This is a genomic window from Paenibacillus sp. J22R56 (genome assembly GCF_056269375.1).
Window position 1 is genome coordinate 702171 of sequence record NZ_JBWDNV010000001.1, and the last position, 13545, is coordinate 715715.

The 13545-nt window shown below is 46.3% G+C and carries 8 protein-coding genes and 1 pseudogene; 3 read left to right on the forward strand and 6 right to left on the reverse strand.

All coding sequences use genetic code 11. From position 1 onward, the window contains the following. Nucleotides 1-26: 26 nt before the first annotated feature. Nucleotides 27-1373, reverse strand: a complete 1347-nt coding sequence (locus AC0YNT_RS03060; protein ID WP_475803267.1) for an ABC transporter substrate-binding protein — start codon at nt 1371-1373, stop codon at nt 27-29. Nucleotides 1374-1611: 238 nt separating this feature from the next. On the opposite strand from AC0YNT_RS03060, the gene AC0YNT_RS03065 reads away from it, so the two are divergent. Beyond that, on the forward strand, nt 1612-3147 hold the full coding sequence (locus tag AC0YNT_RS03065; RefSeq protein ID WP_475803268.1) for a glycoside hydrolase family 31 protein: 1536 nt from the start codon (nt 1612-1614) through the stop codon (nt 3145-3147). 25 nt (nt 3148-3172) lie between these two features. Further along, nucleotides 3173-4462, forward strand: coding sequence for a Gfo/Idh/MocA family protein (locus tag AC0YNT_RS03070; protein ID WP_475803269.1), 1290 nt, complete (start codon nt 3173-3175; stop codon nt 4460-4462). A 265-nt stretch (nt 4463-4727) separates the two neighbouring features. Here the strand turns inward: AC0YNT_RS03070 and AC0YNT_RS03075 are convergent, their stop codons facing one another. The 3 genes from AC0YNT_RS03075 to AC0YNT_RS03085 all read right to left on the reverse strand — a co-directional run bounded on the left by AC0YNT_RS03075 (nt 4728) and on the right by AC0YNT_RS03085 (nt 9710). Further along, nucleotides 4728-7574 (reverse strand): fibronectin type III domain-containing protein, encoded by a 2847-nt coding sequence (locus AC0YNT_RS03075; protein WP_475803270.1) that lies wholly within the window; start codon nt 7572-7574, stop codon nt 4728-4730. A gap of 264 nt (nt 7575-7838) precedes the next feature. Then, on the reverse strand, nt 7839-8867 hold the full coding sequence (locus AC0YNT_RS03080; RefSeq protein ID WP_475803271.1) for a LacI family DNA-binding transcriptional regulator: 1029 nt from the start codon (nt 8865-8867) through the stop codon (nt 7839-7841). Between the two features lie 144 nt (nt 8868-9011). After that, the gene (locus AC0YNT_RS03085; RefSeq protein WP_475803272.1) at nt 9012-9710 is read right to left on the reverse strand and encodes an FHA domain-containing protein; all 699 of its coding nucleotides are present in this window, start codon (nt 9708-9710) and stop codon (nt 9012-9014) included. 376 nt (nt 9711-10086) lie between these two features. Between AC0YNT_RS03085 and AC0YNT_RS03090 the strand changes: the two genes are divergently transcribed. After that, a complete protein-coding gene (locus AC0YNT_RS03090; protein ID WP_475803273.1) occupies nt 10087-12288 on the forward strand; it encodes an Ig-like domain-containing protein in 2202 nt (733 codons plus the stop codon). Between the two features lie 137 nt (nt 12289-12425). On the opposite strand, the pseudogene AC0YNT_RS03095 reads toward AC0YNT_RS03090, so the two are convergent. Beyond that, a pseudogene (locus AC0YNT_RS03095) lies at nt 12426-12860 on the reverse strand (MgtC/SapB family protein); the annotation flags it as partial. Nucleotides 12861-12928: 68 nt separating this feature from the next. Continuing rightward, a complete protein-coding gene (locus AC0YNT_RS03100; RefSeq protein ID WP_475803274.1) occupies nt 12929-13534 on the reverse strand; it encodes a hypothetical protein in 606 nt (201 codons plus the stop codon). Nucleotides 13535-13545: the final 11 nt, after the last annotated feature.

Consider the following 13545-nt stretch of genomic DNA (forward strand, 5'->3'; position numbering starts at 1 on the left):
TGAATCACTGTCCTTTTGGTCAGTACTTACTTTGTATCCGCGATTGCTTGATTCATCATCTCAGCAACCTTCTTCGCAGCTTCTTCTACCGAGATCGCTCCGCCCCATGCTTGGGACATAATCTCAGGCTCTTTCGCGAACCATACCGGATACGCCATCGAACCACTCGGATAAGGGGTTGCATCTCCTACTTGCTCCGTGAATACTTTCAGATTCAAATATGGTCTCGAAGTCAGCCATGCATCTTGTGTACCGTTGAATGCCGGTATAGCTGCACCCATTTGAGCTGTAATTTCTGCTGCTTTTTGGGATCCCAGGAACTTAAGGAACTGCCAAGCCTCTTCTTTGTTTTTACCGCTTGCAGCCATAACGTTGCCAAGGCCGTTGATGATATTAGCTCTTTTCACTTTGCCCATAGGCAATTTCGCCCAATCCCATTTCCCCTTAATAATATCGCTGCTATCAATATCGCTGATCCGCCAGGATCCGTCGAAGATCATCGCCAATTTGCCGGATTTGAACATTTCAGTTGCTTCCATATCCGTCAGTTGTTGATGAGTTGGAGAAGCTCCGTCAACCGTCATTTGATAACGAGCTTGCAAAGCTTCGATTGCTGCCGGTTCATCGTACCCCGACTTGCTCATATCATCGGCAATAATTTTACCGCCATTAGCTAAAATATCGTTCCAATAGCCGGTTTGCGTGTCCATCTTCGCTCCGAAACCATAAATGCCTTTATCAGGCTGGCTCAGTTGTTTAGCAACCTCAGCTAGCTTTGCATATGTCCAAGTGTCGTCTGGATACGCAATGCCCGCTTGATCAAACAGTTCTTTGTTATAGGCCAAACCAATTGTGTCAAAATCCTTAGGAATACCATAGTTCTCGCCGTTCAGCGTATAAATGGAAGCAAGATTCGCAGCATAGTTATTCAGATCAATTTCTCCAGCCTCTACCTTACTTGTGATCGGCTCAAGGAATTTACCAGATGCATAGGTAGCGAATTGACCTCCGTGCATCCAGAAAACATCAGGCAATGTTCCTGCAGGAGCAGCAGCCGACATTTTTGTCCAATAATCGCCCCATGGGATGACTTCGACCTTCACCTTAATATTTGGATTTTGAGCTGTAAACTCTGTCGCAATGGCTTCCATCGCTGGCTGTTGAATTTTATCCCAAATCGCATAGGTAAGCGTGACGTTCTTTTTAGGAGCTTCAGTCGCTTCCCCGGCATTGTTGCTTGCACTGTTGCCTGGTTTGTTACTCGGTTTGTTGTTCGAGCTGTTGTTCGAGTTGTTGCCGCATGCTGCAGTGATTAAAGATAAAACCATCATCACAGCCACTAACATGAATGAAAATTTGTTTCTCTTCACCATTTGACATCCCCCTAATGAATTTGAGTGTTTAGGCAAAAATTTGCGTAAATGCAAATTGTTTTGCCTCTTTACATGTTTAGTGTAATCGATATGTATAACCGCTTTAAATGCCCCTTTTTTAAGATTACATGCCTAATTGTTAAGATGAAAAAAGGTTTGCATTCGATTACATATTCCTCCATAATATCAGTAAATAATTGCGCAAATTATTTCATAACACAGATTGGGAGTGTCTGCGATGACGATTACTGTATTGCAAAGAGAGCCAGGAGAATTCTGGTGGGGAGGCGTTATAAATGAAGGACATCTTATGCCGTTTGGCGACGGGCCGCATTCGCGAGACTTGCGTTTGACGGACGATAACCAAGCTTCCCCCTTATTACTTTCTAATCTAGGAAGATATATTTGGAGTGAAGAACCGTTTGCGTTCTCCTTTAATGAGGGAACCGTTACAATCGACCACAAACAGAAGATTAAGGTTGAGGAGGGTCATATTACTCTTCAAGGTGCATATCAGCATGCATGCATGAACCATTTCCCGCCTTCCGGCGTTACGCCTGACAAACTAGCCTTTATGGCACCGCAATACTGCACTTGGGTAGAAATGTTCTATGAACCAACACAGGACAAACTTCTTAATTACGCGAGATCTATTATTGAGCACGGCTTCCCTCCAGGTGTGTTAATCATTGACGATAACTGGATGCAAGACTACGGAACGTGGGACTTTGAGAAGCATCGATTCCCTGACCCTGCCGGGATGGTCCATTCCTTGCACGAATTGGGGTTCAAGATCATGCTTTGGGTATGCCCGTATGTAAGTCCCGACAGTATTACTTTCCGGCAATTACGCGACAAAGGCCTATTAATGAAGCATGCTGATGGCAAGCCTGTCCTAAGGAGATGGTGGAATGGGTACAGTGCGATCGTTGACTATACAACCACAGAAGGATCCGCATGGTTTAAGCGGCAGTTAGACAGGCTGATTGATGATTACGGGGTTGACGGCTTTAAGCTGGACGCAGGTGAGCCTGTGCTGCCAGGCCTATTGGATGACGTTTCCCAGGATGTCGAATGGTCACGTCCTATCCTTCCAATGGAGGATTGCGAATGCTATGCCCGGCTCGGAATCGGATATTCACTTAGCGAGCTGCGCATGTGCTGGAAACTCGGAGGGCAAGCACTCATTCAGCGGCAACGCGATAAAACGCACACATGGGATGCAACTGGACTTGGGGGATTAATCCCTAATGCCATCGCCCAAGGCTTGATGGGATATGCCTATAATTGTCCGGATATGATTGGCGGCGGGATGGATGGTGACATTAATTCACCAGATTTCCGTTTTGATTCTGAGCTCTTTATCCGTTTTGTTCAATGCTCGGCTTTATTCCCAGTGATGCAGTTCTCCATGGCGCCTTGGCGTGTACTAAATGGAGATGAATTATCCTGGTGTATGAACGCTGTACAGATTCGAACGAAGGTAGGTCCTCATCTCTTTGAGCTTGCGAGCCTAGCTGCTGAAGATGGATTTCCCATTCTGCGCAGTTTGGAATTTGTTTTCCCAGAGCAAGGCTATCATTCGATTCAAGATCAATTCATGGTTGGCGACTCCATTCTGGTAGCTCCGGTGTTAATGAAGGGACAGAGAACTCGAGTGATTCAATTCCCGGAAGGTCGATGGCTCGGTGACGACGAAAGCATAGTTGAAGGCCCTGCACAGATCGAAGTGAGTGCACCTCTTTCCCGGTTGCCATGGTATCGAAAAATATAAATCGTTACTTTGAGGAGATCAGCTTATGAAAACAATCAAACTAGCTGTAATAGGAGCAGGAGCACGAGGTTTCTTGTCCTATATGCCGTATGTTCAGAGGTTTCCCCGCGAGGTAGAGGTGGTCGCCGTTGCCGAACCAAACGAAGAGAGAAGAATGAGATTTGCGGAAGCCCTAAACCTAACTTCAGAGAAGCTTTATTCCACATGGGAAGAGCTTTTGAATGAGCCCAAACTCTGCGATGCGCTCCTTATCTGTACGCAGGATCAGATGCATTTCGAACCTACGGTTGCCGCTCTTAGAAAGGGCTATCATGTCCTTCTAGAAAAGCCCATGTCCAACAATCCGAATGAGTGCGTCGAAATGGAGGCCGTCGCCCGTGAAGAGGGGCGCTTACTCTCGATCTGTCATGTTTCGAGATATACACCTTTCTGGCAAAAAATGAAGCAGCTCATCAGTGATGGCTCGATCGGAGACGTCATGTCCATTCAACATAACGAAAACGTCGGCTACCTCCACTACGCACATAGCTTTGTACGAGGCAATTGGCGGAACGACACTCTTTCAAGTCCAATGGTATTGGCCAAGTCTTGCCACGACATGGATCTGATTCGCTGGATTGTTGATGCAGACTGTACGAAGGTTAGTTCCTTTGGTTCGTTAAGCCACTTCCGGATCGACAATGCGCCGGAGGGCTCGACTGACCGATGTACAGATGGCTGTGAAGTAGAATCTACCTGTCCCTATTCGGCATTAAGATTTTATATGCAAGACATTGAAACTAACCCTTTTGCAGCACTCATAGCCGATCCGCCTACCGAAGCAAATAGAATGAACGCCATACTGGGAGGTCCCTATGGCAAATGTGTCTATCGGACGGATAATAATGTCGTCGACCATCAAACGGTAAACATGGAATTCGAGAATGGCGTTACCGTTATGTTCAGCATGAGCGGATTTACGCGTGATATGAATCGGATCGTCCAAGTGATGGGAACCAAAGGAGAAATTCGCGGCGATTTACTAAGCGGCACTATCGATCTATTTGAGTTTTCAACCGGCATGCAGTCTGTCACTCAAATCCCAGTCAGCAAAAGCGGTCATCAAGGAGGCGACGACGGGATCATGCGGCAATTTGTGTCCGACCTGCGTAATGAGCGATATATCGATACCTTGACCTCAGCACAAGCCTCACTGGAAAGTCATCTCATGGCCTTTGCTGCAGAGGATTCCAGGCTGAATGGCGGCGCCGTTGTAGACATGAAGCTGTTCCGACAATCTTTTGCACCATCCTCCCTAAGCGATACTGCAGTATAAAAAAGGGTCTGCTCAAAGTCATAAAATGACGATGGGCAGACCCTTTTTTATTTGGGTTAGACAACAGCCTGCGCATTTAAATGTTCTTCCGATCGCCATTGCTCAGGGATTCCTTTGAATCAACGAGGTAAGGTTGGAATCCCTTCACAAAAGCGAACGCTGACGCTTCTCCAGAATCATTTAAATGCTCCGTCTGCCTTTAACCTTTTCGTTAAATTAGTAACCCAAAGTCGCTAACTTAATCCCCTCGCGATTAGAACGTTACTTATTCGAAACGAATCTCGTCTATCCAGACGGTACTGTTGCCTCCGTGCCAAAATGTCATCGTCAATTGTCCAGGGGTGGTGCGATCTACACCTTTTGACACCAAATTAATAGCAATATCCTTGTAGCTCGTTGTAACCGTATCCCCGCTGAAATCCGCCAGTGTCTGAGTTACTCCGCCAAGCGTGAGCTGCATATGACTTTGCTCGCCGCCATTTGCACCTTTGATGCGAATGATCATCTTGGTGTAACTGCCGATGTTTTGAGTAATATCCGTGCCAAACCATCCGTTATTGTTATACTCAAGCTTTAATGCCCCTGAGTCAATAACGCCTGCATTATTTAAGAAACTGTTTGCGCCTGCCCATTTGCCGAGGTCATTGCTTCCCGGCCAACTCGGCGAGTTGTCAAAGTTATCTACCAGCAATGTTCCTCCGGATGCGGCATTGGTCGTTACATTAATTCCTGCACTAGCAGCCGATAGATTGCCAGCTGCGTCCTTCGCTTTTACCGTATACGTATATGTCGTATTGGCACTCAAACCGGTGTCCGTAAAGCTAGTCGCCGTAGACGTGCTGACTTGAACTCCGTTTCTGTAGATGACATACTGTGACACGCCGACATTGTCCGTTGAAGCGGTCCATGCCAAGCTCACGCTGCTCGTTGTTTTAGCAGATACGCCCAGATTGGTTGGCGCAGTTGGTGCTTGCGTATCTCCGGTGCTACCGCCGCCGCTGATCTGAATGCGGTCAAAATCAGGCGTCCATCCTGTTGGATTAGAGAAATGGATGGTATTATTGCCTGCATTCAACTGTACTTGCGTCGTAACGGTGCCAATTGCTGTCCAACTTCCTGTGCTCGGCATATTGAGTGTTGTAGCTGAACCGCCGTTCACACGTATTTGAGCGGAACGCGCCTCGCCGCTGAGGTAAGAAACGGTCATTGTATACATTCCTGCTGCTGACGCACTCACTCCGTTGAATTGTAAAGTACCGTCATTATTGCCGACATACCCGACTTTCGAGCTTCCTGAACAGGTGCTGCAAGTGGAAATAACCGCCGCTCCAGTCCGTGTATTAGCAGCAGCCTCTGCTTCATAGGCCGTTGATGTACCTCCTACTCCGGAAGCGCTAGTGGTCGCACTTACAGAGCTGCTTGCACTGGATGTGTTCCCCGCCCCATCCTTGGCTTTGACGGTGTAGCTGTAATTTGTACTAGGGCTAAGTCCCGTATCCGTAAAGGCAGTGCCTGTCGCAGAGCCTGCCAATACGCCTCCACGGTAAATATCATAACCGGTCACGCCTACGTTATCGGTTGAAGCCGACCATGTCAGACTGACACTACTCGAAGTCGTGCCGCTTACTGCCAGATTCCCCGGAACACTTGGTGCCTGAGTATCTGTGCTTCCGCCGCCACTATAGCCGCCATCATATGCTGTTTGGGTCAGGTTATACGAGAGCGTATTATCTGGCTTCAACAGATTGAATGGCCCGATATTTTGATCAGCGGGATCCATACCGATTCCCACTTTACCAAGCGGAGTTCTGCCGCCTGTATAGTAGTTCGTATTGGCAAATCTAGCGCTTGGCTTATAGCCAAATGGGTCAAGAATGGAAAGTGCCAAGGTATATGTTCCCGCAGGCATATTAGATGGGATGGTAAATGCACCGGAAACTTGTTGAACGGCTGGCGCTTGATTGTATTGACGGGTCGTGCTGTTCCAGTCGTCACCTGGCATCCAGTTCCGAATGTCAGCACCATTGAATATGCCTTTCCAAGCTACTGTACGATCGCTTCTCAGCAAGCTTGCTTCCAAAGGCCAGTTATAGTAGAACGGTGCCGACCCTTTGTTCACAACGGAGAAGGAAACATTCATCGACCCGCCTGGCTGCACGCTACCGGAATATGTAGCCTGGTTGATGACGAATTGATAACCAAATTCCTTCTGCATCAATGTAGCACCTTGGGCGACAGCGGCATTGCCTGCATCGTACAGATCAATCCATCCCAGACTTGTTGTATGTGTTTTTTTGATCCAGTCGATGACGTAGTTCCGATGGTTCGGATCGCTTAACGTGTCATTGGGAGAATCACCCGGCTGAATTTGCTTTTGCCCCCAATCATAGGCAACCTCGCCGCCGTTAACTTGCGTTCTCCAAACATTTCTTGCAACAATGCCTTCTCCTCCTGACAGATCATCGATTAATGCGAATGAATCCCATAGGAAGCCGAAATTATAATTTGTGAAGGTATCGGGATAACGCACTTGAACTTTTTTGTTCTGAAAAGCTTGCGTAGCAGCGTCACCTAACGCGGTCTGGAAGGTGAGCGGCATCCGGTCAGTCCCGTCGGCAAGCTTATCTGGCCAAATATGATGCTCTCCCCAATTCCCCCATAAACCTAACTCGACATAGGCGACTCTCGGATCATTATCCCAAGCTTGACCAAGCTTCTGGATAAAAGCTGTCAGACGATTCTTCAAGGTTTCCGTCGTCCATTGTGTAGTCACATCTCCATGAGGGACGCCTTCCGGCCAATATTCTCCTCCGTTCGGATAGACGATAAACACGCGAGGGATGACCTTTTTATTTTGATTTTCAATCCCTGTCCAGGCCGTATTGCTCCAATCCTTAATCTTCTGGACGGAGTCGGATGCCGCATTCTCCAGATCGGTGTATTTGATATAGTGCTTAAACACAGTCCCGTACTCTTGATCTGAAAAACTAGTGTCATTCATGAACCGGGTTGGCCTAAATCCCTTTAATGGATTTTTGAACGCCTCTTGCGTTTCCGTTAAATTAACCGTAATTGGACCAACCGCTGCTGACGCTTTATCAGGAAACGGCAACACAAAACCTCCTGTCAGTAGCACAAATGATAGCAAAACAGAAAACGCTTTCAAAACTGACCTTGAATAAATACCTTTCATCAATCATCCCTCCTAGATTAGTGGAATTTACGCAAATTAGTTGCGCAACTAATTTGCGCTCTTAGTATATTCTACCTTCGTTTGCTTCGTCAATGAGAATCATTCTGAAAAGAAAAAATAGCCGTCCTCCGATCATCATATGATCGGAGGACGGCTATTCGGATCCATTCGCGAGAGAGCTTTTTACAGCTTAGCCACTACTTTTGAGCATGATTCCCGCTCAATGAACTCGGTCTTAAGACTAATGAAAACTTCTGAGATGTTCTTGTTTGTTATCAATTCAGTCAGTACTTTTACGATAATAGAGCTGATATCATATCTAAACCTTCGAACGGTCGTTAATGGCGGAACCATGAACTCCGAGAGCTTTAGATCATCAAAACCAACCAAGGAGACATCCTTAGGGATACGGAGATTCATCTCCGCCAAAGCCTTCATAGCCCCATATGCAATGATATCGTTAAATGCGAAAATCGCCGTTATAGACGGCTGATCACTCATCAATTGTTTCACTGCCTCATAACCATGTGCAGGATCAAATGATCCCATCACAACATTGGTGTCGGTCCATGGCATTTCTAAATCACGAAAAGCGTCTTTGCATCCATCCAGCCGGTTTGAGTTCACTAGATGATTCTTAGGCCCTGCGATCATCCCTATTTTCCGATGACCCAATCCATGCAAATATCGAATGACCTCATACGCACCTTTTCGGTTATCGTAATCAATATAGTTTTGACCGGACTTATAGATTCTTCCATTCGTAAACAAATACGGAATTCCGAGTTTGTTAAATTCCTCAAACATCTTATCGCCCACAACAGGGTCAAATATGATGGCTGCATCCACTTTTTCCTCACTCAAAAGCTTATAGGCTGGAGAAGAATGCATGTCCGTGTAATGCTTCACAATATGAATCTGATGACCGTATGCTTCAAATTCATCCTTTAAGTGATTCAAGTCCGCAGAGGTAGACGGGTCATTATCAAAGAAGTCATTATCGCCTGGTACGATTACGACGATATTATAGGATATACCTACGAGCTTGGAGGGAGCGGTCCCTGGCTTTAAATGCTCATTCGCAATATCCAATACTTTTCTGCGAGTTTCCTCGCTGAAGTTGCCCTGGTTGTTTATGATTCTGGAGACTGTACTAATTGAAACATTTGCTTTTTTTGCAATCTCTTTGAGTTTGATACGAGCTCCCTCCAATTCTTACGAAAATTTTTGCACAATAAGGAAATTATAGCGTTTAATAATGTGTCCAGTCAATTAAAGCGCAAATTTTTGTGTAAACTTAGGAGACTGCGAATTAAAAGAAGATGACTCCTGAAAACATTCAGAAGTCATCTTCTTTTATGACGTTATTAATTCCGATTCTAGCAGGTATCCGCTGCCGCGCACCGCACTGATTAGGAAAGTATCTTTTCCGTATTTTTTACGTACCCGGTAGATCAAGGCGTTTAATTCATCAAGCGTTACATCTGGGATACCTCCTGCCCCAGGCAAACGTTCCGGCCATACCCTTACTTTGATTTCTTCAAGCGGGACAAGCCGGTTCGCATTCTCATATAGAATGCGAATAAGTAAAAATTCCTTCTCAGACATCGGGATTCGCTTGCCTTCCACCACACATTCCCTCTTCTCCCAATGAAACGAAAATGACGATTCCGGGACTTCTGGCTTCCTCGTTGTACTGAACGGTTCAATCTCGATCGTTTGATCGGCAAACAGATACGAAAAGTGGATGACCGTCATCCCTTTGGCGAGCTTAATGATATCAAAGTTTTTCAGTGGATATGGCGTATATGAGGTTAACCGTACTCCGTTAATTTCCGTACCATGACGGCTTCCCAGATCATAAAGCACTGCCTTATCCTTCTCTTTTCTAATTACGAGATGCTTTCGGGAAAGAAAAGGGTTCGTAAAAGCGATATCCGGCGTCATCTGATTAGATAACCGGCCGACCAGCGTTTCATCCTCGTTCAGATTAATGCAGGTGCCCGATCGGTATGGCTCACCGCGAATGACATATAGGCATGCAAAGCCTTCCATTGTTGCACCTCCGTTTTTCTATGACAGATTCCCACCAATTATAGGAAAAACTCTACCATTATCGTATCTCAAACGAAGGTTGATTATAATCGCATTCGACTGACGGAACACTCACGTTTCAATAACAATATGGTAAACTTTACCTCTATCTAATTTGACCAACATGCTTATTTCGCAGCACGTCCTCATCCGAGGGCGAGCTGCTTTTGTTCTATCTGCAACTAAAGTTACTTACCATTCGTTTAGTAACTTGTATGTAAAATATGACAATATGTTTACATACTGTAATGTTTCGCGTTTAAGGTTCATTTTCACCTTTCAAATGCCGTAATCAATAAAGAGTAGAAACATTTTCCAAGGAAAGGGAAGGGATGTAGTGAAAGAGAACAGCAAGAGAATTCTGTCGTTCAAGTTAGCCCGCAGATGGCTGGCAGCCGCATTAGTCATGACGCTAGTCATGAGCAATCTGGCTGGAGCCGCCTATGCGGCGGAGGATACGGTGACCGGCATTGAATGGAGCTACGAGGACTCCGATTACAACACCGGCACGTCGTCACTGGAAATGTTCGTGGAGGACGGCACCGTCGGGCTCAACGTACTGGCTACTATATCGGGCGCGACATCTAAAAAATCGGTAACAACAGACGCAACCTGGAAATCATCCAACAGTTCTATCGTCAAAGTCGACAAAGGCGTGTTAAGTGGTGTAGGTAAAGGAACAGCCACGATCACCGCTACCTATAAAGGCTTCTCCATAACCATTAAAGCGACTTCGGATTACGTGTACGACCAAGTCACAATTATGCAGAACGGTCTATCCGCCCCTGCGGCTTTAACGGATGTTCTTCTCGGGCAATCACTTGTCTTCACGCTTGATGGAGACGGCGAGAACATTAGCGATGACGCGACGTGGAACACGTCAAGCTCATCCGTTGCCACCGTCGACAAAGGTGTCATAACGCTAGTTGGCGTTGGCACGGCTACCATTACGGCCAAATATAAAGGCAAATCAGACTCGATTAAACTGACCGTCTCATCGCCTTACAAGTCTATCTCAATCAGTCCTGAACCAACTAATAATCTTCTGGAGCTCGAGGTTGGCGGTGATGATTACCTACTGAAAGCAACCGCGGCACCTAACTCAGGCGGAACGCTGGATGTGACGAGCGACGCCAAATGGACAAGCGCCAATACGAAGGTGCTGACTGTGGACAAAGGTGTCATTACCGCAGTTGGCGCAGGAAAAACAATCGTTGCGGTGTCTCATCTGGGAGTAACCGATACACTCACTGTTGTTGTTCGGACGCCTTACCAATCTATCAAAATCTCTCCCGACAAGGAGTACCATTTGCAATTGCAGGACGCGCCTCTGCAGATTAAAGCCGAGGTGCTTAGCAATTCGAATGTTACATCGGACATAACGACTGTAGGCGACTGGACATCGTCCGACGTTACCGTCGCTACCGTCTCACAGGGCAAAGTGACGCCAAAGGCAGTTGGTACAACGAAGATCACGGTATCTTACCGGGGCGTAAGCCGCAGCATGGATGTAACGGTATATCCGAGCATTACCAAGCTGAAAGCAGAAAAAACGACAATTGACAGCTTTAAAGGGATTGAGGATGAGCTGCCGAAAGTAACGGCAACTACGTTCGACGGCTCCAGCATCGATGTCTCGAAGCTAGTGAAATGGACGGTTTCAGATGATGAAATCGCCGATCTGAAGGACGGTGTCTGGACGGCTAAGCAGCTTGGTGAGACGACCTTCACGGGAACCGTGCAGGATTTGAAAGTTGAAGTTAAGCTTATCGTTCATTTGAAGCCGATTAAGCTATTGACCGAAACGAAGGATCTGAGCATTATTTTGGGCAAAGAGACCGACTTCCCGATAGTAACCGTCGTGTATGAAGATGGCAAGGAAGCCGATATTTCGGAAGCGATCGAATGGAACACGACCTCCGACAATATCGTGCTATTGGAGAAAACGATGAAAGGTCTGGAGGCGTCAAACGTTACGCTGACGGGCACTTACCTGAGTAAAACAGTCTCTGTTCGCGTCAAGATCGAAGAAGAGATTGTAAAGTTAGTCGTCGAACCAACAAAGCTTGAACTGAATCCAGGACGATCCAAGTCGATCAAGGTCACAGGTTACTACAAAAGCGGCAAGAAGGTATCCATCGGCACGAAGATGAATTGGGTCGTTGGAAGCGAGAAGATCGCAACGATCAGCGGCTCCTCATCCGTTAAAGCACTCAATGTGGGGACGACTACAGTGAAGGGTACTTATCAAGGCAAGACGGTTAAAGTCCCTGTCACCGTAACTCCAAAGCTGAAATCGCTGCAGCTCTCCAGCAAATCCGCACAGTTGTCGATTGGCGATACGCTAACGGTCAACTTGCAGGCCATCTACTATACCGGCAGTCCGGTGGCAGCGACGGATAGCGCCGTATGGACTTCCTCCAATACGTCGATCGCAACCGTCAAGGAGGGTAAAATTACTGCGGTCCGCAAAGGCAGCACCACGATCAAAGCAGCCTTCGGCGGCAAGACCACTTCGGTACGAATTACGGTGAAATAACATGTCTTACGGATAAATAAACAGCCCTGCTCGCAACGTCTTTGACGTATGGGCAGGGCTGTTTTTCATAGCATATGCTTATCATAACCGACAACTATTGAATCTCAACAGCAGTTACAAAAGTGACTTCTTGTATGAGAGGCAGGAGCTGCCAGCCAATTAGTCTTGCTATGCAGCAGCTTTTGCGCTGTCAGAATAAGAATAGTTGTACCAATCCCCACAATATAAAGATCAGCACCAATTGCCATACCTATCCCCGCAGTCAACCATACCCCCGCAGCCGTTGTCAGTCCCTTAACCGTCTGCCGTTGCATGAAAATCATTCCTGCTCCAAGAAATCCAACCCCGCTAACTACTTGAGCTGCAATCCGTGACGTATCAAGAGCAATACCGCTCTTACCTATCATGTCTTCAAAGCCATATTTAGAAATTAACATCATGAGTGCCGCTCCGGCAGCTACTACAAAGTGAGTTCGAATACCTGCTTCTTTCATTCTGTTCTTACGCTCATACCCAATAAGTGCGCCACACACGCCAGCCAAGACAACACGTAATAAAAACCAATACTCTATGGCAGATCCTCCTCCTTCCTTGCTTTATTTTCACTTACCCAAGATTTTAAATCTTTTTTCACCTTACTTCAAAGTTTCTTAGCGCGCCTCTTTAATGAAACGGCCAGCAGGATAAGCAATGTAAGAAAAGCTGCTAAAGCTATTATGATTATGATGAATGAGCTATCTGTTCCTTTGTTATCCGAGGAAGTGTCTGAAGGAACCTTTTGAGGGAGTGTGATCTTGGCTGGTTCATAGCCTGCTCCCAGAACTTTAAGATCCTCTTGTGCGGCTGCAAGAGTCTTATTCCCTTCACATATTCCAGTTTCAAGATGATCAGGTTCCCCGTAAGCAAACACGATAAACTCTTCATTCACGTCGAAATTTTCATATCCGCAACTCGCTGAACTCCTTGCTGTGTAAACAGTCGTCTGAGAGTTTACCTCTCCCTTCCAGACTGTTTTCACTTCGAATTGAACCTTTACAGAATCTGCAGTGGATACTAGGTTTCTTTTAGCAGATTCGGTTATACTCACTACTTTCCCCGTAAAAATAGCGGTTTTTCGGTTCAACTGATCTTCTATGTTAGGGGTTGCTGCACAAGAGCATGCATGGACAGTTTCATGCTCAACCATAAACCATGTGCCAAACACGACTAAATAAATTAGAAAGAATTTAGGTAACACCTTCCACATTTTATCACTCC

Excerpts from the sequence above, each read along its gene's own strand:
- AC0YNT_RS03060 (WP_475803267.1), bottom strand. The coding sequence starts at position 1,373 with ATGGTGAAGAGAAACAAATTTTCATTCATGTTAGTGGCTGTGATGATG.
- AC0YNT_RS03065 (WP_475803268.1), top strand. The coding sequence starts at position 1,612 with ATGACGATTACTGTATTGCAAAGAGAGCCAGGAGAATTCTGGTGGGGA.
- AC0YNT_RS03070 (WP_475803269.1), top strand. The coding sequence starts at position 3,173 with ATGAAAACAATCAAACTAGCTGTAATAGGAGCAGGAGCACGAGGTTTC.
- AC0YNT_RS03085 (WP_475803272.1), bottom strand. The coding sequence starts at position 9,710 with ATGGAAGGCTTTGCATGCCTATATGTCATTCGCGGTGAGCCATACCGA.
- AC0YNT_RS03100 (WP_475803274.1), bottom strand. The coding sequence starts at position 13,534 with ATGTGGAAGGTGTTACCTAAATTCTTTCTAATTTATTTAGTCGTGTTT.